The sequence below is a fragment of the Sphingomonas sp. genome, assembly GCF_030145815.1.
Taxonomy (GTDB): Bacteria; Pseudomonadota; Alphaproteobacteria; order Sphingomonadales; family Sphingomonadaceae; genus Sphingomonas.
Map to the genome: position 1 here is coordinate 1 of NZ_JAIXHL010000010.1, position 19,971 is coordinate 19,971.

The 19,971-nt window shown below is 66.2% G+C and carries 21 protein-coding genes; 9 read left to right on the forward strand and 12 right to left on the reverse strand.

What is annotated here, in order from left to right; genetic code table 11:
- Positions 1-20 precede the first annotated feature (20 nt).
- A complete protein-coding gene (locus KYX69_RS10235; RefSeq protein ID WP_300496797.1) occupies positions 21-797 on the reverse strand; it encodes a protein ImuA in 777 nt (258 codons plus the stop codon).
- Between the two features lie 205 nt (positions 798-1,002).
- Here KYX69_RS10235 and KYX69_RS10240 point away from each other — a divergent pair, with 205 nt between their 5' ends.
- The 4 genes from KYX69_RS10240 (at position 1,003) to KYX69_RS10255 (ending at position 7,411) form a co-directional block, all read left to right on the forward strand.
- Complete coding sequence (locus tag KYX69_RS10240; protein WP_300496800.1) at positions 1,003-4,935, forward strand: AAA family ATPase; 3,933 nt, start codon at positions 1,003-1,005, stop codon at positions 4,933-4,935.
- Between the two features lie 235 nt (positions 4,936-5,170).
- Positions 5,171-5,944: a hypothetical protein gene (locus KYX69_RS10245; protein WP_300496803.1), complete on the forward strand. Its 774-nt coding sequence runs from the start codon at positions 5,171-5,173 to the stop codon at positions 5,942-5,944.
- Positions 5,937-6,680 carry a hypothetical protein gene (locus KYX69_RS10250; RefSeq protein WP_300496804.1) on the forward strand — a complete coding sequence of 248 codons (744 nt, stop codon included), beginning with the start codon at positions 5,937-5,939 and terminating at the stop codon, positions 6,678-6,680. The genes KYX69_RS10245 and KYX69_RS10250 overlap by 8 nt, the downstream gene beginning before the upstream one ends.
- Positions 6,681-6,700: 20 nt before the next feature.
- The gene (locus KYX69_RS10255) at positions 6,701-7,411 is read left to right on the forward strand and encodes a glycosyltransferase family A protein (RefSeq protein WP_300496807.1); all 711 of its coding nucleotides are present in this window, start codon (positions 6,701-6,703) and stop codon (positions 7,409-7,411) included.
- A gap of 46 nt (positions 7,412-7,457) precedes the next feature.
- Here the strand turns inward: KYX69_RS10255 and KYX69_RS10260 are convergent, their stop codons facing one another.
- The 6 genes from KYX69_RS10260 to KYX69_RS10285 all read right to left on the reverse strand — a co-directional run bounded on the left by KYX69_RS10260 (position 7,458) and on the right by KYX69_RS10285 (position 11,110).
- Positions 7,458-7,712 carry a hypothetical protein gene (locus KYX69_RS10260; RefSeq protein WP_300496809.1) on the reverse strand — a complete coding sequence of 85 codons (255 nt, stop codon included), beginning with the start codon at positions 7,710-7,712 and terminating at the stop codon, positions 7,458-7,460.
- Positions 7,713-7,854: 142 nt separating this feature from the next.
- Complete coding sequence (locus tag KYX69_RS10265) at positions 7,855-8,241, reverse strand: thermonuclease family protein (RefSeq protein WP_300496812.1); 387 nt, start codon at positions 8,239-8,241, stop codon at positions 7,855-7,857.
- 43 nt (positions 8,242-8,284) lie between these two features.
- The gene (locus tag KYX69_RS10270; RefSeq protein ID WP_300496814.1) at positions 8,285-8,713 is read right to left on the reverse strand and encodes a DUF1810 domain-containing protein; all 429 of its coding nucleotides are present in this window, start codon (positions 8,711-8,713) and stop codon (positions 8,285-8,287) included.
- Between the two features lie 2 nt (positions 8,714-8,715).
- Positions 8,716-9,627, reverse strand: a complete 912-nt coding sequence (locus KYX69_RS10275) for a HEPN domain-containing protein (RefSeq protein WP_300496816.1) — start codon at positions 9,625-9,627, stop codon at positions 8,716-8,718.
- Between the two features lie 55 nt (positions 9,628-9,682).
- Positions 9,683-10,420 (reverse strand): hypothetical protein, encoded by a 738-nt coding sequence (locus tag KYX69_RS10280; protein WP_300496817.1) that lies wholly within the window; start codon positions 10,418-10,420, stop codon positions 9,683-9,685.
- Positions 10,421-10,492: 72 nt separating this feature from the next.
- A complete protein-coding gene (locus tag KYX69_RS10285; RefSeq protein WP_300496820.1) occupies positions 10,493-11,110 on the reverse strand; it encodes an SOS response-associated peptidase in 618 nt (205 codons plus the stop codon).
- A 49-nt stretch (positions 11,111-11,159) separates the two neighbouring features.
- Between KYX69_RS10285 and KYX69_RS10290 the strand changes: the two genes are divergently transcribed.
- The 3 genes from KYX69_RS10290 (at position 11,160) to KYX69_RS10300 (ending at position 13,087) form a co-directional block, all read left to right on the forward strand.
- Complete coding sequence (locus tag KYX69_RS10290; RefSeq protein ID WP_300496822.1) at positions 11,160-11,687, forward strand: SOS response-associated peptidase family protein; 528 nt, start codon at positions 11,160-11,162, stop codon at positions 11,685-11,687.
- Between the two features lie 11 nt (positions 11,688-11,698).
- Complete coding sequence (locus KYX69_RS10295) at positions 11,699-12,103, forward strand: hypothetical protein (RefSeq protein ID WP_300496825.1); 405 nt, start codon at positions 11,699-11,701, stop codon at positions 12,101-12,103.
- A gap of 174 nt (positions 12,104-12,277) precedes the next feature.
- Entirely contained in the window at positions 12,278-13,087 is an 810-nt protein-coding gene (locus tag KYX69_RS10300; RefSeq protein WP_300496828.1) for a hypothetical protein, read from the forward strand.
- A 193-nt stretch (positions 13,088-13,280) separates the two neighbouring features.
- Here KYX69_RS10300 and KYX69_RS10305 read toward each other — a convergent pair whose 3' ends face one another.
- Together KYX69_RS10305 and KYX69_RS10310 are read right to left on the reverse strand one after the other, a co-directional pair.
- On the reverse strand, positions 13,281-14,057 hold the full coding sequence (locus KYX69_RS10305) for a hypothetical protein (protein WP_300496831.1): 777 nt from the start codon (positions 14,055-14,057) through the stop codon (positions 13,281-13,283).
- A 10-nt stretch (positions 14,058-14,067) separates the two neighbouring features.
- Entirely contained in the window at positions 14,068-14,748 is a 681-nt protein-coding gene (locus KYX69_RS10310; RefSeq protein WP_300496834.1) for a hypothetical protein, read from the reverse strand.
- A gap of 48 nt (positions 14,749-14,796) precedes the next feature.
- On the opposite strand from KYX69_RS10310, the gene KYX69_RS10315 reads away from it, so the two are divergent.
- Both KYX69_RS10315 and KYX69_RS10320 read left to right on the forward strand, forming a co-directional pair.
- Entirely contained in the window at positions 14,797-15,564 is a 768-nt protein-coding gene (locus KYX69_RS10315) for a hypothetical protein (protein ID WP_300496837.1), read from the forward strand.
- On the forward strand, positions 15,561-16,145 hold the full coding sequence (locus tag KYX69_RS10320) for a hypothetical protein (RefSeq protein WP_300496840.1): 585 nt from the start codon (positions 15,561-15,563) through the stop codon (positions 16,143-16,145). The genes KYX69_RS10315 and KYX69_RS10320 overlap by 4 nt, the downstream gene beginning before the upstream one ends.
- Positions 16,146-16,151: 6 nt before the next feature.
- Here the strand turns inward: KYX69_RS10320 and KYX69_RS10325 are convergent, their stop codons facing one another.
- The 3 genes from KYX69_RS10325 to KYX69_RS10335 all read right to left on the reverse strand — a co-directional run bounded on the left by KYX69_RS10325 (position 16,152) and on the right by KYX69_RS10335 (position 19,968).
- Entirely contained in the window at positions 16,152-16,388 is a 237-nt protein-coding gene (locus KYX69_RS10325; RefSeq protein ID WP_300496842.1) for a hypothetical protein, read from the reverse strand.
- 324 nt (positions 16,389-16,712) lie between these two features.
- Positions 16,713-17,603 (reverse strand): alpha/beta hydrolase, encoded by an 891-nt coding sequence (locus KYX69_RS10330; RefSeq protein WP_300496845.1) that lies wholly within the window; start codon positions 17,601-17,603, stop codon positions 16,713-16,715.
- 1 nt (position 17,604) lies between these two features.
- Positions 17,605-19,968, reverse strand: coding sequence for a TonB-dependent receptor (locus tag KYX69_RS10335; protein WP_300496848.1), 2,364 nt, complete (start codon positions 19,966-19,968; stop codon positions 17,605-17,607).
- Between the last annotated feature and the right edge of the window lie 3 nt (positions 19,969-19,971).

The window sequence follows — 19,971 nt, forward strand, 5'->3', positions numbered from 1 at the left end:
GCGCGGGGGACCAGTGCCGCTCAGGCGGCGCGGCTGACCGCTCCATCCGCCGCAGCCGCTCGCAAGCGAGCTGGGGCAGGTAGAGCGAGGCGACCCTTGCCATCGCAGGCCTCGACAATGAGAGAGAAGGGATTGCCGCCGCGCTGGCGGACGAGATCGACCGACCAGCAGGGACGGCCGACACCGGCATGCGGGAGCGCCACCGAGGGAGCGCACCCGATCCGCCACCGCGTGCAGGCAGCCGAAGGCATGTCGAGCGGGTCGCGCGCGGCCCGCGCCCAGCGGCGCAGCAGCAGCAAGGGCGTACGCCCATCGGCGGCGGCGAGCTGGAGGCGGCGGGTGGCGGTCTGGTCGGCGGCCTTCACTTCGGCGACCACCGCCGCGAAACTGCCCAGGCGCAGGCAGTCCTCGGCGAGCGCCAGCGCCATCACCTCGTCGCGGCCCTCGCAATAGAGGAGTTTGTCCGGCGGCAGCCCGGCCTGCTCGAGCCCGGGCGCATAGAGATCGAAGCGGGTCAGCGACCAGGCGACCGTCGCATTCGGCTCGGCCGCGAAGCGCGCGGCGGCACCGGCAACGAACAGGGTCGCGGCGGCGTCGTCCCCGAGCGTCGGCGAGGCGGCGGCGACTTCATGGAGGCCGCCGCCGTTGAGCCCGCCGCCGCCCAGCCGCGTGTCGATCGCCTCGATCCCGAACGGCAGCAGCGGCGCGCCGCTTGCCACCGGCACCGCGATTCGCGCCTTCAGCTCGGCGAGCAGGCGTGCGCGTTCGGTCTCGGCAAGGGCGGCATCGGTTGGCATAAGGAAATAACGACTCGTTCGTTCCCTTTATGTTCCGAGGAATCCCGGCATGCGTCAAGGCAGGCAGGAGTCCGGCCAGGCGGGGGCGGCGCGCCAAATGCTTCGCCGCGCACAGAAAATTGCCATGCCGGCCTTGAACCGCATGGACAAATTGATCGCGCGGCGCGCAGATTGGGCCGTAGTTGGATAAAGTAGGGGACTCGAGATGAGCGGGGAAAACCTCGCCGCGGAAGAAGTAACGCCAGCGCCGATCACAAGGCCGCTTCATCTTCTCACGACCGATATTCTGCTGGCGGATCTCATCTCGGGCCGCGCGATTGCGACCGATCAGGGCCAGGCATTTTCGCTCGCCACCGATCATGCCCGCGCCGTGCTCAACTGGTACCGTCTCAACCGCGCCAAATGGGCGGCCAACCTCGCGCTTTCGGACTGCGAGGCGATCGTCGACAGCATCGCCAAGGCGCCGCCGGTCCTCGCCGCCCAGGCCGGCGCCACCGCGGCCACGAAAAGGACGCTGCGCCTGGTCAAGCTGGTCGCGCACCGGTTCGGCGGCCTGCACGCCTATGGCGACGCCGCCGGCGCACCTGAGGATTTCGTGTTCGAGCCCGACAAGGCGATCACGCTCTTCGAAGGCTGGAACGGGTCGGGCAAGACCTCGATCGCCAATGCGATCATCTGGTGCCTGACCGGCAAGATCCTGCGCGCCCAGCGCCTGCCCGACGATGGCGACAAGGAGTATAGCTGCACGGTCGACCGCGACGATGCCGACCCGACCGACCATCTGCTCACGCCGGTGACGCCGCTCCCGCAAGGCGGCGTCTGGACGCCCGACGCCTCGGCCAAGACGGTGCCGGCCGACACCTGGGTGGAGTTGAGCTTCGTTGATGAGGACGGCAATGCGCTGCCGCCGATCCGGCGCACGCAATCGCGCAAGCCCAACGGCAAGCTTGCCGAGGACGCGCCCGACCCTGCGCAGCTGGGCGTCGACCCGATCGCGTTCCGCATGGGGACGACGATGCCGGGCATGCTGCCCTATCTCCAGGTGGGCAGCGCCTCGGAGCTGGGCCAGGCGGTGGCGAAGCTGACCGGGCTCGCCGACCTCGTCGACCTGGCCAAGCATGCGGGCAAGGCGATGACCCGCATCTCCGGGCCGATCACCACCGACCGCAAGACCGAGCGCGACACGATCGAGCAGCAATTCCTGCTGGAGCGCCGGGACCTGGAAGAACGCATCACCGCCTTCCCGGACATGAAGCCCGAAGCGGCGCTTCCGCGCATCGCCGATACCGATGCCGAGGACGCGATCGGCCAGCTGCTCGTGCATTTCGATACGCTCAAGGCCAATGGCCTGGCGGCCGCGAAGGAGGTGCTCGGCGACGGGTTCGACGCGGAGAATGCCGAGCAGCGCGCCGATCTGGAATCCTGCATCGCGCCCGCGAGCGAGCAGCTCCAGAAGATCACCAAGCTGGCGAGCATCGAACGGCTCGCGCGGCTGAAGCTCGATCCCGCCGACGCGGAAGCGGCCGGGACGCTGCTCGGGCAGCTACACGAGGAAGCCGGCACGCTGGCGGAATTGGCGGGCAACCCGACGCTCGCCCGCCGTACCCAGCTCTATGCGCGGGTCGCGGCGTGGAAGACCGAGCATGCCGATCCGCACGACGCGCATTGCGCGGTGTGCCGCGCGCCGCTCGACGGGGTGATCGATCCCGAAACCGGCATCGGCGTCGGCGAGCATCTCGAGCAGGTGCGCAAGGACAGCGCGCTCATCTCGCGGACCATCAAGCAATGGGCCGAGCATTGGACGGGCCTGCTCGCGCGCGACCTGCCGGCGCCGCTCCGCGCCGAGCTCGATCGCGACCTTCCCGCGTCGCCGGGCGAGCTGTTCCGCGCCGGGCTGACCGAGGAGCTGTTCGCGACCGATCCCTTTTCGGGCACGCTGGCGGCGCTGCGCCCGGGCGTCGAGGCCCTCGTCACGACGCTGATGGCGGACCTGCCAGCCTTCGAGGAGCCGGAGGCCAAGGCGCTCCCCGCCATTCTGCAGCCGCACGTCGCCGCGCTCGAAGTGACGCTGGGCCGGATCGAACGCGCCACTGGCTTTGTCGGGTGGATGACCGCGCATCGCGAGGCGATGCTCGCAGCGCTGAGCGCGGTGCGCAGCGGTCCGGAGGACGGCGAGGCGCCGAGCGAGGCGATCGGGCCCAAGCTCGACAAGCTCGACTTCATCGTCAAGGGCGTCGCGCCGATGAGCGCGGCGATCGAGCTGACCGGGCGCATGGCGAAGTCGCTCGCCAATTACGGGCGCAAGCTCGAGCGCATCCAGGCCTGCCAGGATGCCGCCGCCGCGCTCGAGACGATCGTGCCGATGGGGAGCCTGGCGCAGGCCCAGGTCGAGGGCCTGCGCGAGCAGCTCCACGACCGCGCCGAGTTCTGGCGGGACCAGCTCTATCGCAGCGCCACGAGCTTCGCGCCGGCCCCGCGCCAGACGCTGATGGACGCGAAGGGCGTGATCGACATCCAGGTCGGCCGCGACGGCGTCCGGGCGCCCGCCCAACATGTCTCCAACGCGTCGGCGCTCAGGGCCGGGCTGTTCGGTTTCTTCCTCGCCTTTCGCGAGAATGTGCTCAAGAACAGCGGCGGGCTCAGCCTGCTCGTGCTCGACGATCCCCAGGACCTGCTCGACGTCGAGAACCGCCAGCGCCTGTCGAGCACCGTGGCGCGGCTCGCCGCCGGCGGCGCGCAGATCTTCGCGACCACGCATGATCGCCAGTTCGCGCGCACCCTGGTCGCCGAAGCCCGCAGCAAGGACCTGATCGAGCACCGCGCGATCCATCCGGTCCATGCCTCGCGCGCGACGATGGAGACGTCGCTCGCCAAGGAGGATCTCGACCGCAAGCGCGAGGACTTCCTCAAGCATGTCGACAGCGCGCCGCACGCGCAGGATTATGCCAACGAGGCGCGCATCTATCTTGAGACCCGGCTGGGCGACCTGTTCGACGACCCCGCCTATCCGGCCTATTCGGCGGCGATCAAGGCGCCGACGCTCAACCCGCTGTTCGACCGCCTGCGCGGGCTCGTCGGCAGCAAGGCCAACGACCTGTTCATGAGCCCGGTCCTGACCAAATTCTGCGCCGACAAGGCGATGATCAGCGGCGCCGAGCCGCGCCGCATCCTCAACGAATCCCACCACAACAAGACCGGGATCAGCTATGCCGACGTCCAGCGGGTTGATGCCGACCTGAAGCGCCTGCGCATCGGCATCGAGGAGGTCCATGAGGAATTTCGCCGCTACCGCCTGCGGGAGAAGCTGACCGAGACCCAGCCCAGCAACGTCGTGGCGCTGCGGCCCGCACGAGTGCCGAAGCTCGAGATCCCGGTCTGCCAGGACATCGCCGCGTTCACGCGCCACATGCCGAGCGGCGGCAGCCAGGCCGAGGATTGCGAGCTCTTCTCCACTGCCTGGTTCGAGGACAAGAGCTTCTTCTTCGTCCGGCACAACACGCTCGGCTTCGCGATCCCCTCGGGCGCGGTGGCGATCGTCGAGAACGAGCCCTCGCCGGGGCGCGATCACAATCTGGTGATCGCCCGCCGGGGCAAGCAAATCTATGCCCGCCGCCTGCTGCGCCCGGCCAATGGCGACGGCCTGTCGCTCGCCGCCGAGGCGCCGGATCCGCAGCAGAGCCGCCCGACATTGGCCTTCGCCAATCACGGCACGGAGATCCACCGCGTCGTCGGCGCGCTGTTCGTCAACATGCCCCCGCCCGAGGGAAGGGACGAAGCGACCGAGATCGACAGCGTGCCCGCGCTCGCGCGCGTCGAAGTCGCGTACCGGGTCCGCGAGGAGAGCGCGGTGCCGCTGGCGCTGCCCGGGCAGACCAGCCTCGGCGGCCCCCGGCTTACGGCGCAGGACCTGAACGGGCGCGAAGGCGAGCTGGTCGCGGTCACGCTCGACGACGGCACCAGCATCTTCAAGCGGGTCGGCCAACGCGTCGGCGGCGGGCTCCACCATCTCCGCCAGTTCGAAACGATTGGGGGCTTGGGCGAGTCCGCCGTGATCGCGACCGAGCAGGTCGAGGGCGGCCCGGACCTGCCGGTGATGCTCTTCGCCCGGCCCGTGATCGGCGTCATCTACGATCTCTGATCCGCGGCGCCGGGACCAGGCGAAAGCAAGGTCGGCTACAATGCAGCCGGTCTCGATGAAAACACGGGCAGTGATGATTGCCAGTGCCGCGCAAATGCGCGAAGACGAGGCGCAAGGCCGGGTTCCAACACGCTGGTGGCTTCGCAACGTGACTTGAGGATCGCGAGCGAGATCATCACGCGAGGGACGCGCACGCAGAATGCGAATTTCTTCCCTGCCGATCGTATCTGCCTGGATGGGAACCGAGCTGTCCTATCTGGAAAGGCTCTGCCTGGCATCGATGGTCGCTGCGGGACATGAGACCATCCTCTATTGCTACGATGACGTGGCCGGCGTGCCCAATGGAATCGAGGTCCGGGACGCGGCCAGCATCCTGCCGAGGGAGCACTTCTCGAAATACGCCAATGGCAGCTATGCGCTGGGCAGCAACCTGTTCCGCTACAGGCTCTTCGCGACCTTTCGGTGCCTCTGGGTGGATACCGACATGCTGTTGCTGCGCGCGATCCCGCCGCTCGGCGACCATGTATTCGGATGGGAGGATGCGCGTTACATCAACACCGCCGTCCTCGGCATCCCGCCCGACAGCCCGATGCTGGACGATCTGCTCGCGCTGAGCACCCAATCGCCCTTCTTCGCGCCCTGGTGGGACGAAGAACAGACAGCCCGGCAGGAAGAGGCAGTGGCGCGCGGCGCGCCGCTCGGCCTGCCGGACCTGCCTTGGGCGACGACGGGACCCAAGCTGGTGACCTATCTCGCGACCAGGCACGGTGTCGCAACCTCGGCGCAACCGCCCGAGATCTTCTACCCGGTGCATTGGCGCGACCACCGCCTGCCGTTCGAGGCGGGCGACGAGGTGAGCGCCCGGCTGGGGGAGCGCACAGTGGGGGTCCATCTCTGGAACCATATGCTGGGCAGCCTGAAGGCCAACCCCGCGTCGGACTCCTTCATCGCCGACCAGTGCCGCGCCCATGGCATCGCCCTGCCCGGCGGGCCCACCGCGCATGGATGAGCTCGCCGCCTTGGGCGCGAACGGGTTCTGCGTCGTCCCGCGCGTGTTCGACGTCCCCGCCATCGACCGGATGCGCGGCACGATCCTCGCTAATGCCGGCATCATGAGCAACACCAGGCCGACCGAGACCGCGCGGCATCTCGCCGGCTTTCACCGGTTTCCGGACCTGGAAGCGATCCACACCGCGCTCTCCACCGATCCCCGGCTGCGCGGGGTCCTCGACCGCGTCTATCGCGGGGGACAGATGATCGCGCTCGGCCTCAGCGACATCACGATCAACCGGTCGCAGCCCTGGCATACCGACCTGCTGCGCGGCGCCTATGCCAAGCACCTGACGCCCGAGATCTGCTGGGACACCGCGGAGCCGCCCTGCCTGAAGGCGGTCGCCTATCTCCAGGACGGGACGTCGCTGCACATCGCCACGGGATCGCACCGCGTACCGATCGCGCTTTCCGACGACCGAAGCGCGGTGCCCGCGGCGGACGCCGCGATCGAGTCCATCGCGGCAAAAGCAGGCGACGTCATCCTCATGGACATCAGGACGATCCACCGGGGCTCGACCGAGGCGGAGATGGCAGGGAAGAGCCTGGGCGCCGACGCGAAGATCCTGGTCTCGACGGTGTTCGGCGACCGCTATTCCCGGCTGACCCGGGCGATGCAGACGGGCAATGCCGAACGGACGGTCGATTGGGACGTGCGGCACAGGCCCGTTGGCAACGCGGCCGCGGCGCCCTGACGCCTTGGGAGACCCCTGCGATGCAGCCGCTCGTCACCATCTCGACCATCACCGCCAATCGCCGGCGCTTCTTCCCGCACACCATCCGCAACGTGCTGACCCAGCTCGGGCAGGGCTTCGAGATCGAGTGGATCATCGTCGAGGATGGCGAGGAGACGGTCGAGGACCTGGTGTCGCACCTCGATTTCGTCCGCTATGTGCGCCTCCCAGGCAAGCACGGCGTGGCCCACAAGCGCAATGTCGCCAACGACATGTCGCTGGGCCAGTTCGTCCTCTATTTCGACGACGACAATTTCGCGTTCCCGCACCGCACGATCGTCTCGGTCAACGAGCTGGCGCGATCCAATCTCGCAATGGCCGGGTCATCGGACATGCTCATCCTCGATCGCCGCAACTGGGAGATATTCCAGGTCGGACCCTATTCGGACATGCACGCGACGCTCGGCACCTGGTGCGTGCGGCGGGAGATCTTCGAACGCACGCGGTTCGAGGACACCGATCTGGTGGGAGAGGAAGTGGCCTTCACCAGGAACTGGAGCATCCCGATCCTGCAGCTCGGCGCGTTGAACACGAGCATCTCGTTCAGCCACGGTGAGAACACGGTTCCCAAAGGCGACCTCAAGGAAGCGTGGACGCCGAGCTGGGTGCCCGAGACCTTCATCGGCTGCGCCGAGACGCTTGCATTCTATCGCTCGGTTCCCGGACGCACAGCCGACGCCGGGCAGGATTGAACATCCCGCCGCGCGGCGCGACACGAATTGCAGGCGTGAGCCGGGTTCAGGCGCCGATATGGCTGGCCGACCGTGCGCCACCACTCGCGAGCGCCCATGCAGGCACGCTGGCGTCGATGCGACGCGCGATGCCGTTGCCGGACGCATCGAGACGCGGGGCAATGCCATTGCCGGATGCGTCGAGGCGTGGCGCGATCTTGGTGCCGGAGGCGTCGAGGCGCGGTGCGATACCGTTGCCGGAAGCGTCCAGCCGAGTAAGTGTCCGGTTACCCGATGCGTCGATAGTTGCGTTGTTCGTCATTGGACTCACCTCCACGGCCGCCCCATTCGAGCGTCAACTATGCGGCAGCTTGGAATGGGGAGCAAGGATCATTCGCACTTCGCGCTGCAACCGCGCCTCTGCTTTGCGACTGCCAGCGCTGGACTATCGCTCCGTCTCGCCGTTAGCGCGCGGCCGGGCAGATCCGCGCCAACTGGCCGTCATTGTCCCACCATGGCTTGTAGATGGCCTGGCCGCGCGACAGCTGCCAGCAGCTGAGGTCGGTGCCGCCCGCGCTGACCAGCGCCAGCGTTCGGCCATAATGATCCTGCCCGAACCGCCGCAACGTGACCGGCCCGCGCGCCAGCGCCGCGCGCAGCGAGCGCGTCGAGGCATAGGGATCGCCCGGCGCGCAGCGCCGGCCCTGCTGGCAGTGGCCGGGCAGCTCGGGCGCGTCGATCCCGAGCAGGCGGACGCGCTCGGATCCGCAGCGCAGCGTGTCGCCGTCAACGGCGACACAGCCGCCGGGCGGCACCGGTGCTGCGAGGAGGAGCAACAGGGAGATCAACATCGGCAAAGTCCTCGTGGTCGGCCATCAGGCCGCGGGAGGGAAGTCATGCCCGCAACAGCGCAAGCGTCGCGGGGTCCGGAACGCCCGCGAACCAGCGCGCGAGCGCGGCGCTGAACAGGGGGCTCCCGCCCGCCTCGATAAACAGGGTCAGCGACGATCGCAGCTTGACCGCGTCGACCTCGCCGAACACGGCCCTCGCGGTAACGCTGGTATCGGTGATGTCCTGGAGCGCGCCGACGCACTCCACCAGCCGGGCGCCGAGGACAGGATGCGCCAGATAGGCGCGAGCCTCGTCAAGTGAGCGGATGGCGTAGAAGCGTGCGGTGTCGCTGCGCCCCAACCCGGCGAGCTGGGGAAAGACGAACCACATCCAGTGGCTTCGCTTGGCGCCGCGGCGGATCTCGCCGAGCGCGGCCGCATAGACCGGCGCCTGCGCCTCGACGAAGCGGTCGAGCCCTTCGGCACCCGCCATGGTCAGCCCGGCAGGCCCGCCGCGGCGCGCAAGGCGTCGAGCCGGTCGCGGCAGACCGTCTCGACCAGCATGCGCAGGCGCGTGACGGCGTCGGTGATCGCGTCCAGGTCGGCGACCTCGATCGCATAAGCGTCCGAGTAGCGCGCCTCGACATAGGCGCGCTTGACCAGCTCGAAGCGCCGCCGCTCGATCCGCGCCGCGCGCGGCCAGGCGGGGATCAGCCGGGCTTCCTTGTCCTCGGCGAGGGATCGGAGGAATTTGATGTTGTGGGATCGGGGAAAGTAAAAGGTGCACACCAGCAGATAACAGGCATAGGCGCGCTCGGTCGCCTGATGGAGCAGGAAGGCCGCGTCCTTCAGCTCGCCTTCCTGCGCGGCGAAGGCGGCAAGCTTGATGGCGCTGTCGGTCTTGCCCAGCCAGTCGACATAATAGGCCGCCGCCATCTCATAGGCATCGTTCGCCGTCAGCGGCTGCGGCGCGCTGAGCGCATGGCCGGGCAGCTCGTAGAGCAGGATGCCGTCGCGGGCGATGTCGACCCAGAAATACTCGCCGCGCTGGAGCGCCTTGTTCACCTCGTCGAGGGTGTGGACGATGATGTTGACCGGACGGCCAATGGTCTCGTCGCGCAGGATCTTGTCCTCGGCGATGTACCAATAGTCGGCGATGTCGGTCAGGTCGGGATGGCTGACGATGATCAGCAGATCGAAGTCGGACTGATAGCCGTTCTCGGGCTCGTCGACCCAGTCGTTGCGCGCGTAGCTGCCGAACAGGATGATCTTGAGAATCTTGCCGTTCTTCTTCCAGGGCTGGGTCGCATTGGCGATCGCCTGGACGAACTCGTCGATCAGGGTCTGGGCGGCACGCTTGAGCTCGGCTTGCTGACGGGCTGGCAGATGATCGACGTCGGAACGCATCGCGCCAGCCTAGGCGAAGCGGCGGCAGGTTAGAAGCCGCATCGATCCGGGCCGCTCAACCGTAGAAAATCCTGCAGACGCGCATCGAGAGCGCGCGGTAGCGATCGCCGCCATCGATCGTCACCCGCATTCGCACCGAACCGCTTGGCACCGAAAATGTCCCGTAGGAATTGGCGGCGGTTGCGGGCGTGAAAGCGCCTCCCGCGCGCTGCCATTGAATGCTCGCACCAACGTGATGATTGGTATTGTTGCCAGCGGCGTCCGCGTCGCTGACCTTGAACCCGATGCCGCCAAAGTCAGCGGCCCGGCCCCGGCAGAAGCGAACGGTAAGGACCAAGGGTTGGCCCAGCTCGCCTACGGCACAAGACGGCCCCGGGGAGAGCCGCCGCGCCTCCGCCGGGCTTGTCACACGCACCGCATCGACACTCGGCATTTCCTCCAGGGTCGGCACGCAGGGCTCGGGTGTCGCTTCCGCGACTTGAGGTGCCACTGGTTGCTCCGGGTCGCGTCCGGGCGGGGGATTTACCACCGTGTTTGCGCTGCCGGAATCGTTCGATACGGGCGTCGATGGCGCATCCGTCGGAACGGAACCCTTGTCCACTGTAACGGGGCTCGACGGTGACGCGGAGCTGGGCGTCTCTGCAGGTTGATCTGGTGTGATGCCGGATCCGTGGTCGCTACGCGCACTGTCATACGCGGCATAAAGGCCGCCCGCGGCAAGAATCAGCCCAAGCACCGCAACGATCATGGTTTGCCGATGACGGCGTTCATCCGGATCTTTGCTGTCGGCCACGCGAATCCTCCCGGGTTTAAGGGTGGCACGATACCATGTTTGACTGTGCCTTAAGTGGTGCTTCGGCTCTGATCATAGCAATGCCGCCTGGGCCGGCGCGGGCGGATAGACGCGCACAGGCTGCAGGCTCCCCTTGGGCAGGAGCTGGAGCACGTCCGCGGCCGGAACCTGCGGGTCGAGCCAGGCCGCCCAGCGATCGCGCGGCAGGGGCACGATCTGGCGGTGGTGGTAGGGCGCGACATCCTCGCCCGCGTCGAGGGTCAGCATGGTGAAGGCTTCGCCGACCGGGCTCTCACGCCAGATGCCGGCGATGCAGAACCAGCGATGATCGGCCATGGTGAAGAGCCATTTGTCGAGCCGTTTCTGCTTCGGGTCCTCGGGGTCGGTGAACTCGTAGAAGCCGTCGGCCAGGATCAGGCAGCGCTTGTCGCCGAAGCTGCGCCCCTCGGCGCGGTAGTTGTAGACGGGCTTACCCTTGGGGCCATGGCCGGGCCAGCTCCACCGGCGGTTGACCAGTTCGCCGCCGCCACCGGCGGCAGCGCGGACGATCGGCGCGACATCGGTGATCTTGATGTCCTCGCGCGCCGCGACATTGGGCGTTCCCTCCGGGAGGTCGATCTTGATCTTGAGATCCTCGAAATCCTCCATGATCGAAGCGATGTCGACCTCGAGCCGGTAATCATTGCACATCGCCGACCCCTGATTTGCGCCAAAGCGTCGTTCGCATTATGTTCTCACCATGAAAGCGAGTCCCTTCGAGTCGGAAGCCGCGCTCGGCACCCGCCGCCCCATCATCCGGCGGAATCCCGACAACGCGCAAGAGGTCGAGATGGTCGAGGCCGGCTGGGGCCTCCAGCCCTGGGACGGCCAGGGGACCAAGCCGTTCAAGTTCATCCGGTCCGAAGGCAAGACTTTTCCCACCCATCGCTGCCTGATCCCCGCGAGCGAATTCCAGGTCAAGAATGGCGACCGGCGGTTCCGGGTGACGCTCGAGGACGGCAACTGGTTCTACCTGGCCGGTGTCTGGCGCCCGGCCAATCCCGACTGGCCCATGAGCTTCGCAGTGGTGACGATCGAGGCCAACCCCGACGTCTTCTTCTATCAGGAGCGCCAAGGCGCGGTGCTGCTGCGCCGGCAGAACATGGCCTGGCTCGACCTGAGCGTGCCGCAGGAGGAGCTGCTCCAGCCGCTCCCGCCGCGCAGCTTCACGGTCACCGAGATCGCGCCGCGCGCGCCCGAGCTGCGCCAGGCCGAACTCTCCTTCTGAGGATCAGGGACATGTTGCCCATGCAAGCCGCCGCCACCCCGCGCGAGACACACGAAAGCCCGACCGATATCCTGAACGCCGTGTCGGTCAGCGGCCCGCAGCTCGAGGCGGCGCTCGAGGTGCTGGCCGCGCTGCCGGCGCAGCTTCGCGCCAGCCCGCACGCGCAGGCGCTCGCACTTCAGGCCTATGCCCGCGAAGCGGGGTTCGCGGAGGAGGCCGCCTCGGCGGCGCTGCATGCCCGCGTGACCGCGCTCGCCAAATGGACCGTCGCGCACGACCCCGAGCGCCAGTCGGACGCACGCTCGGTGCTCGAAGCCGCCGCGCGCTTCCCGCTCGGCGACACCGAGGCCGGCATCGGGTTCGAGCCCGGCGGCTTCCAGGAACTGATCCTCTTCATCGAAGATCTGCCCTTCTGACCCCCGCCACTCAGATCGACGGCCAAGAATCGAGCGTGCCAGCAGGATGCACGACGGTGGCGGCGCGTGCATGAGGGCAAGGTACCCGAGCTGCCCGCAAAGTTTCTGCGCCCAGGTGCCGACAGCGTGAGGGTATCCGCATAGCTTCGGAGGATCACCCAGCCGGACCTGAGAATGGAAACCGAATTGACCGACCCGATCACTGCCTGTGAGGATGCGATACGTGCCGAGCGCGCGTACAATGTCGAGCATGCCATCTACGCGAGCGAGAATATCGTGTTCGACCGCCTGCTCCTGCGTAGGCATGAGCTCACCGACGCCTATTGCGATCTGCACGCCAAGTTCGGCAACCATCCCCATGCGCTGACCATCTTCGCACGGGCGCTGGCCGAGGCCGCTGCATTCTGGAACCCTCAAGAGATCGAAAAAGCGCGCCAGGGTCGCGAGCGGCTGGGAAAAGTGAACCAGCTGATCGCGCTGAAGGCCGCCGAGCTGGCGGCGCTGCTCGACGAGCGCAGCGACCTGCGCACCCATTCGGGGTTTGCGGACGACAGCTTCTACCACATCGTCCAGGCGATCGACGCCGCGGGATCGGGAAATTCCCTGTACGGCAGTTATGTCCGCAAGGAACTTCGCCGCCTGAAAGGGCAGTTCGACCTCAAATACTGGCCATCGCCGAGCGCTTGTGTCGCTGCGATCGGACACGATGCCGAACGTGCCGAACTCGAGCCGACGGATCCCGTTACCGCGGCCGCGACCGAAGGGAGCCGCGCGTCGCTCGCCGACTTCTTCAAGGCCTGGTTCGAGGCGATGGCGGAGAACGGCACCGACGACGGGGGCTTTCTCCCGAGCGGAGTCAGGCTGACCGACAACAGCTATGCCTCATTCGCGAACTGCGCGCTCGACCTTGAGGCCGAGCATCTGGTCGATGGCCCCTATGTGAAACGCCTGCGCCAGCGCGAACGCGAGCGCGCTACCGCCTGAGGGAAGGCTTCGTGTTTCCGGCACGCGGGAGACGAGCGCCGGCGGCCACGCCAAGGCACCGCCGCCCCTCCTCTTTCCGGAACTCCGGGGGCGTTGCGGGGGGCCCGCCCCCCGCAGAAGGGGTATGGCGAGACCCCGGCTCGCCATCAGGGGAAGGCCTTCCCCTTCCCGGAATCGCCCAAGTCTCTACCGTTCAGCCATCGCTCGCCTCAGGCGGCGGCCGATAACTGAAATCGGTCTTGATCTCGGCGTCGAACGACCAGTTCCTCGCGTCGAGCGAGTCCATGAACCCCGGCACCTCCCCTGAGCTGAAGAAGCGTGCGGGCTCGAACCGGAAGCCGCCGCACGCGTCGGCGAAATCGTCATCGTCGAACAGCCGATTGATCTCGAGATTCAGCCGCTCGGACGCCTTCAGATAGGCGCGCTCGGTCAGCGCCTGGGCATGCTCGAGCAGGCGGTGCAATGCATAGGCGTCCTCGGCGCGAAGCAGCCGCCGTTCGTTCGGATAGCTGATCCCCATCGTGTCGTCGCCCAGGACGAGAACGACGCGGTAGTCCTCCCACGCGCCGCCGGAGACATAGTGCGCGAAATGCTGGTCGCGCAACGCAAGGATCCGCTCATGCTCGGCGCGCAACTCGGCGGGCAAGCCGCCGCGCAGGTCGAGGGTACTCCGATCGCGCCCCTGGCTGTGGACCGCGCGGGCATAGAGAAACAGCGAGGTCACAAAGAGCGAGGCGCAGAGCAGGCCCTGTGCCTCGGTCGCGGGCTCGCCGCGCTCGCGCTGCGCGGCAAAAGCGGCCTGCTGGTCCGAGAGCAGCTGCATCGAGGTCAGCGCGCGGTGCAGGTCGAAGCGGATCGACACCATCGAATGGGCATTGCGCACCAGCTTGCCGAGCAGCTTGTAGCGCGGGCCGCTGCCATGCGCGTCGACGAAGCTGCGCAGGTCGATCAGGAGCGGCGCGTCCGGCATGGCGGTGGGCTCAGCGTGGCGCCGCGATCTGCAGATCGAGCCGGGCGATCTGCGACCGGAGCGACTGGATCCATTGCCGCTGCGCGCCGCGCAGCACGCCCAGCGCGCGCTCGACTTCGGCGACGCGCTCGCCGGCCTCGACCTTGGCCGCGGCGCAGCGCGCCTCGATCTCGGCCCATGCCTCGTCCGAGTAATCATGATCCTCGTCATGCTGGTCGTTATGGTCCGCCCAATGCGCTTCCCCGAGCGTCGCGACGAGGCGATCCAGCACAGTCTTGAGCGCGGCCTTGGCGGCTTCGATCTCGGCATGCTCGGTGTCCTTGAGCGTGACGAGATACCAGTCGAGCACGCCGTGGAGCATGTTCTCGACATGGTGCGCGTCATGGGGATCGATGTCGACCGGCTCGCCGATCGGATCGCGCGTAACCCGGTCCGCGACCGACATCGGCTCGCGAACCGCCTTGTCCACTTGCGCGTGGCGCTTGAGCGCGTCGCGCAGCAAGTTGGCGAGCGTCTCGCGGTGCGAGATGCGCGTCTGAAGATTGCTGTCCTTCAGCTGCCGCCAGACCGGTATGCCGGCGACGACCGCGACCCCGATCGCGACGATGCCGGTCAGCAGCGTCTGAAAGTCGTAGATGAAGCAGCCGATGCTGCTCAAAATACAGTGGCCCGCCTGGCTGCAGATTGTCATGCCGTCTCCTGAACGACGGCAATAAGACGAAGCGAGAGGAGTGAACAGATGGCGGGCAACAGCTTCGGGCTGACCGACCGGGACTATGCGGTGCTGCTCCTGGGAGACGCCGACCTCGAAGCGCAACTTCGCGCCATCCGCGGCCAGCTGCACCGGCAGGCCCAGGCGGACGCGGCGCTGCAGGACGACATCGCCGACATCGCCAGGCGCGCGAGCAAGGCATCGGGCGAATATGGCATGCACCTCGAAAATGGCTGGGTCGACGAAATGCACGGCTCGGTGTTCCAGGATGCCGCCCATTCGGCCGCGGCGATCGGGATGCTCGCGCCGCTCCTCGAAACGCTGTTCGTCGGCATCTTCGCGGGCATCCGAGATATCGAAGCGCCTGTGCGGCCGGTCACGCCGATGGGCGCGCGCGCCGCACACGCCGCGGACCCAGACTTCTGGGATCCGCATCTCGTGTTCAGCGAGACGGGGCGGACGAGCAAGCAGGTGCTGCGCGGCATCTGCGAACTGGTCGAGGCCACCGGGCTCACGGCGCACATGCCCGCCGACTATCCCCGGATGCTCGGGGCGGTCTTCGGCTATCGCAACAAGATGCTCCATCACGGCTTCGAATGGCCGCCGGCCGAGCGCGCGAAGTTCGAGGCGACGATCGCGCGCGAGGGCTGGCCGGCCGACTGGTTCGATCGCTCGCAAACCAATGGCGAGACCTGGATCATCTATATGAGCGACGTGCTGATCGGCCATGTGCTGGCCCAGATCGACGCGATGCTCGACGGCATCGGCGCGTTCGTCCAGGCGCGCTACCCATGACCTCCGACCCCGCCGATGTCGTCGCGGCATTCGAGCGCGAACCGCTGCTGTTGCCCTGGCCGGCCGACGGCAATGCCGGCGGCTTCCTCCAGTTCGACACCGGCGCCCAGTGGCGCGACTTCATCGCCGGGCTCGGCATCGACGCACGGATCCCCGATATCGTGCGCATCAAGTTCGACCGCGCCCAGCGCCTCTATTTGTTCGGCTGGATCGACTTCGGCCTGATCAAGGCGGGTGAGCTCGCAGCGCTGATCGCGCTCGAGCTGGCGCTGATGGACCGCTACGGACATGCCATCCCCAAGCGGAAACGCAGCTTCGCGACGCTGCTGCTCCATATGGTCCAAGTCGATGGGCTGACAGAAGCCCAGGTGCCGATGTGGGTCCGGTGCGGCGGCGGCGGGATCGGCCAGCTGACCGGCGACAATCACCCCTCGCTTGCCGAACGGCGCAACCTGCTCGCGCATGGCGATCCGTTCGACGGGTTTCCGACCGGCGGACTGCTCGAGCTGGTGCGCGACCTGATCAACTATGCCTATCGGAGCTATATCGCCGAAGCGGCGGCGCTGGGGAGGCCCGGCTAGGGGCCCTCAGTCGTCGATCTGCAGTACGAGCAGGTCAACGAGGTTGCCGGGCCGGTCGGAACAGACATGATCGATATGGATGGCGAAGCCATCGCCTTCGTGGTCGCGGACCCGGCGCACCAGCGCCTGGAAGGAAGCAAGGTCGGCGTCACTGCCGCTGGCGGGCTTCAGCGACGCGCCGCCCTCGGTCCGGGTGAAGATGAAATTCCCGCCAACTTCTGCAAGCTCATCGATGAATGCCAATGCCGATCCCCTTTTCGGACCATGTCTTGGACGGGGCGGCCCGCGGTGTCCAGCGGTCGCAGGTGGCGGGCACTATCCGAACGATGCGAAATGGCGCGGAGCGGTTGCCTTGCCGTATCATGACACCGGGCACTCCATCCAGGCGCCCCTCGCAATCCATTGTCCACGATGCGTCGACCTACTTACGCAATCCGACGATTTTCGTTATCACTTGCGAGCGAAACGCGTGAGATCTGCTGCCGGTATCAGCGTAGACCGGCTCGCACCCATCTGATCCGAAGGGCACGGCTGACGCTCAAACGCCTTGGACCACGCTTGCAGGCTCTACCGGCCCAAGCTCCGCAGGAACGACGCGATTTCCTGTTTCGCGACCGGCTCGGTCAACATTGGTGCATGGCCTATCCCCGGCACTTCCGCGACTTGCAGGTGCGGAGCAGCTTTTTTCATTCGCAAAGCAATTTCCGGGGTAATGAGGTCGGAAATGGCACCGCGGACGAGCATGACCGGACGCCGCCGGGCGAGGCGACGAAACATCAGCCAAGCGAGCCAGCCGGGCGCCTTCACCTTGCCGCGGCGAATCGGCTCCATGATTCCGGTGTCGTAGTTCAGGACGATTCTGCCCTGGTCTTCGCGAAATGTGGTTTCGGCGAAAGTGCGCCAATCGGCGTCCGAGAAGGCAGGATATGCCGCTCCCCCTGTGCCCTTCACATAGTCGACCGCCTCGGCCCAGCTGGTGACGTCTGTGGATTTGCCCGCGTACGACATTATACGTTTGAGGCCTTGCGGTGCGACGATCGGTCCAACATCGTTCAATATTGCTGCAGCGATCGCCTTTGATCTGATGGCGGCAACCGCCATCGTGATGATGCCGCCCATCGACGTACCGATAAAGATCGCTCTGCCGATCCCCAATGCATCCATCAGGCCAAGAACATCCTTGGCATAGGTCTTGGGAAGATAGTTTGCCGAATTGGCGTCATAATCGGATTCGCCGCGTCCCCTCACATCGGGAACAAGCACACGATATCCAAGCGAGGACAGCCATGGCGCCACTTGCGCGAAATCGCGGGAATTCCGCGTCAGGCCGTGCAGGCAAATGATCGGCAGTCGAGCAGGTCCCTCGACCGCTGCATAGTCACGCGCGAAAAGCGTCAGGCCGTCAGCCGTTTGCCATTCGCGATCGCTATAGGCGGTCGAGGATCCCCGGTCGTTCATATTAGAAGTTGAAGGTGAACGTGCCAAACACCTGGCGCGGGTTACCGTAGAAGGCAGTCAGAACGCCCTCCTTGCCAAGCGCAGGAATCGTGTTGCCCGTGGGCGTCTTGGCGACTGCTCCGGTGACCGGATCGGCGACAACGAACGTATAGCCCGACGTGATATAGTGCTTGTCGAGCAGGTTCTTTCCGTGAATCCCGAAAGACCAGCGGCCACCCGGCGCGCGATAGGTCAGATTGGCGTCGAAGAGCGAATAGCCGGGCTGGTCGATATAGGGGTTGGGAACCTCGAACTGGTATGTTTTCGAGCGGTACGACCAGGTGGTCGAGGCATCGATTGTTCCCCTGCCCAGCGAGGTCGAATACGCCAGCGTGGCGCTCGCGGTCCACTCCGGCGTGTTCTGAACCTTGCGGAATGCGGAGACATCGGTCGGACGCGGCGTCGTCGACCCCGTCGGGGTGATGTTGGCGATATATTGCTTGAACTTGGCATCGATGTAACCGAGCGATCCGGAGACCACGAAGCCGCCACCCAAGCGGGCGGTGCCTTCCGCCTCCAGGCCCTGGAACCGAGCCTTGCCGGCGTTGCTTGTCACACCGCAAAAGCTGGGAAGACCCGAGACGGTGCAGGCTACTGAGCCAGGAATCTGGACATTCGTGTAGTCGGCACGGAACCCGGCGACCGCAATCGTAAAGCGACGGTCGAACAATGCGCCCTTGTAGCCGACTTCATAGCTGTTGACCGATTCCGGCGCGAAGCTGAGGAAGCTGGCCACTTCGTTTTCCTCGACCACCCCGTTGCCGTTCAGATCCGGCGCGTTGACACCCGCACCGCGAGGGTCGAAGCCACCGCCCTTGAAACCCTTCGAGTAGCTGGCGTAGATATTGTGATCGGGGGTGGGCTTGAAGCTGACCGACGCGCGCGGCGTGAATTTCTCGAAGACGCGCGTCCCCCTGAAATTTGTGCCTGGCGCACCGAACGCGACACCCGCGCCCCCGAACACGGGAGATCCGCCGCCAAGATAATTCTGACGGAGGATAGTCGCCTTGCGCTCGTCCCAGGTGTAGCGCCCACCCACCGAGACGCTGAACTGTGGCGTCAGATCGTAGGTGAAATCTCCGAAGCCCGCTAACGTATTGGTGTGGACATCGGCGCTCGTGAACGCCGTCAGTCCTGATAGCGTCGTAAAGATCCGAACGTCGAACTGGGTCAGCGCTGACGCATCGAGATAATAGCCGCCAATCAACCCATGAAACGGACCCGATTCGATCAGGACCTGAACTTCCTGACTGAGCTGCTTGTTATCGTAAATCCCCGGAACATCGACATCGACCGTCGGAAGAGCGTCGAAGTCAATGGGTGAGAAGCTCTTGTCCTTTCGGTAGGCGGTGATCGAACGGAAGGTAAGGTCCGAAGTCGGAGTCGCCTCCATGAACAGCGACACGCCCCAAGCCTTGATATCCTGCTTGGGCGAGTTGAGGCCACCTTGCGTGTCATAGACGTTCGCGAGAACGGGCGTGTTGGTGAACTGGCTCGGGATCAGCCGATACCCGTTGCGCGGATCGGACTTGTCATGGGTGTAGTCGCCCGAAAGACGCGCGAAGAAATTGGTGGCGTGGACCTCGGCGGATAGCCGCCCAGCCCAGAGATCCTTGTCATAATTGTCGAGGCCGGTGGTCAGGTTCCTGCCGAAGCCATCGCGTGTCAGGCGCGCCGCCGACCCGCCGATGCGAAGCGTGCCATCGCCAACGGGAACGCTCCCTGTGACGATGCCGTCCAGCTGGTTGTAGGAGCCGTACGTGCCCTTGACGCTGAGCGCAGCTTCGGCGGGCAACCTCTTGGTGACATATTTGACGGCGCCGCCGACGGTGTTGCGGCCATAGAGCGTCCCCTGCGGCCCACGCAGGACCTCGATGCGCTCGACATCGTAGATGTCGAGAACCGCTGCCTGGGGCCGATTGAGGTACACATCGTCAAGATAAATGCCCACGCCCTGCTCGAAGCCCGAAACGGGATCCTGCTGGCCAATGCCGCGGATGAATGCGGAAAGGGTCGAGTTGGTCGCGCGCGAGTTTTCCAGCGTCACGTTCGGAGTGGTATTACCCAAGTCGGTGATGTCGATTGCACCGGACCGTTCCAGCTGGGCGCCGCTGTACGCGGTGATCGCGATCGGGACGCTGATCAGCGTTTCTTCGCGCCGGCGGGCAGTGACCACGATATCGCCGGGGTTCTCCTCGGCCTGGGCCGATTCCGAAGGCGGAGCAGAATCAGGCGTCTCTTGGGCGTACGCCGCGCTCGCAACGAGCGAACATAAGGATGCCCCAATGCAGAGAATGGCACGGGCGGTCGGATTATACGCTTTCATGGT

Coding starts and splice junctions, on each gene's coding strand:
- KYX69_RS10260 (WP_300496809.1), bottom strand. CDS start 7,712: ATGACGAACAACGCAACTATCGACGCATCGGGTAACCGGACACTTACT.
- KYX69_RS10310 (WP_300496834.1), bottom strand. CDS start 14,748: ATGACAATCTGCAGCCAGGCGGGCCACTGTATTTTGAGCAGCATCGGC.
- KYX69_RS10250 (WP_300496804.1), top strand. CDS start 5,937: ATGGATGAGCTCGCCGCCTTGGGCGCGAACGGGTTCTGCGTCGTCCCG.
- KYX69_RS10265 (WP_300496812.1), bottom strand. CDS start 8,241: ATGTTGATCTCCCTGTTGCTCCTCCTCGCAGCACCGGTGCCGCCCGGC.
- KYX69_RS10335 (WP_300496848.1), bottom strand. CDS start 19,968: ATGAAAGCGTATAATCCGACCGCCCGTGCCATTCTCTGCATTGGGGCA.
- KYX69_RS10255 (WP_300496807.1), top strand. CDS start 6,701: ATGCAGCCGCTCGTCACCATCTCGACCATCACCGCCAATCGCCGGCGC.
- KYX69_RS10285 (WP_300496820.1), bottom strand. CDS start 11,110: ATGTGCAATGATTACCGGCTCGAGGTCGACATCGCTTCGATCATGGAG.
- KYX69_RS10300 (WP_300496828.1), top strand. CDS start 12,278: ATGGAAACCGAATTGACCGACCCGATCACTGCCTGTGAGGATGCGATA.
- KYX69_RS10240 (WP_300496800.1), top strand. CDS start 1,003: ATGAGCGGGGAAAACCTCGCCGCGGAAGAAGTAACGCCAGCGCCGATC.
- KYX69_RS10320 (WP_300496840.1), top strand. CDS start 15,561: ATGACCTCCGACCCCGCCGATGTCGTCGCGGCATTCGAGCGCGAACCG.
- KYX69_RS10290 (WP_300496822.1), top strand. CDS start 11,160: ATGAAAGCGAGTCCCTTCGAGTCGGAAGCCGCGCTCGGCACCCGCCGC.
- KYX69_RS10315 (WP_300496837.1), top strand. CDS start 14,797: ATGGCGGGCAACAGCTTCGGGCTGACCGACCGGGACTATGCGGTGCTG.
- KYX69_RS10330 (WP_300496845.1), bottom strand. CDS start 17,603: ATGAACGACCGGGGATCCTCGACCGCCTATAGCGATCGCGAATGGCAA.
- KYX69_RS10270 (WP_300496814.1), bottom strand. CDS start 8,713: ATGGCGGGTGCCGAAGGGCTCGACCGCTTCGTCGAGGCGCAGGCGCCG.
- KYX69_RS10275 (WP_300496816.1), bottom strand. CDS start 9,627: ATGCGTTCCGACGTCGATCATCTGCCAGCCCGTCAGCAAGCCGAGCTC.
- KYX69_RS10295 (WP_300496825.1), top strand. CDS start 11,699: ATGTTGCCCATGCAAGCCGCCGCCACCCCGCGCGAGACACACGAAAGC.
- KYX69_RS10235 (WP_300496797.1), bottom strand. CDS start 797: ATGCCAACCGATGCCGCCCTTGCCGAGACCGAACGCGCACGCCTGCTC.
- KYX69_RS10245 (WP_300496803.1), top strand. CDS start 5,171: ATGGGAACCGAGCTGTCCTATCTGGAAAGGCTCTGCCTGGCATCGATG.
- KYX69_RS10305 (WP_300496831.1), bottom strand. CDS start 14,057: ATGCCGGACGCGCCGCTCCTGATCGACCTGCGCAGCTTCGTCGACGCG.